Genomic DNA, 534 nt, shown 5'->3' with positions numbered 1-534 from the left:
GGGGTGCAGTTCTGGGTGAGGGCGGTGAGGGTGCCGTCGGGGCCGATCTCCAGGAAACGCGTCACGCCGTGGGCGTTCAGTGCGGTGACGCCGTCGGCGAAGCGGACGGTGTCACGGACGTGACGGACCCAGTACTCGGACGACGCCAACTCCTCGCCGGTGGCGAGCTGTCCGCTCAGATTCGACACGACCGGAATGACCGGGGGCGCGTAAGCGATACGCTCGGCCACCTCGCGGAAGGCGTCGAGCATCGGCTCCATCAGCGGCGAGTGGAAAGCGTGCGAGACGCGCAGACGGGTGGTGCGGCGGCCCTGCTCCCTCAGCGTCGAAGCCACCTCCTCCACCGCCGCCTCGACCCCGGCGATCACCACGGACCGCGGGCCGTTGACCGCCGCGAGGGACACCTCACCGCCACGACCCGCCAGCAGCGGCACCACCTCCGCCTCCGCCGCCTCCACAGCCACCATCACCCCACCAGCGGGCAGCTGCTGCATCAGCCGGCCACGCGCCACCACCAGAGCACACGCGTCCTGA

The 534-nt window shown here is 71.2% G+C and carries 1 protein-coding gene; it reads right to left on the bottom strand.

Annotated features, from left to right (window positions below; all coding sequences use genetic code 11):
• On the bottom strand, positions 1 to 534 hold a 534-nt coding region (locus tag AC3ET3_RS36170; protein ID WP_488191855.1), incomplete at both ends, for an acyltransferase domain-containing protein.

It is taken from the genome of Streptomyces sp. bgisy159 (genome assembly GCF_057707805.1).
This window is presented reverse-complemented; position numbering and strand designations above follow the sequence as displayed.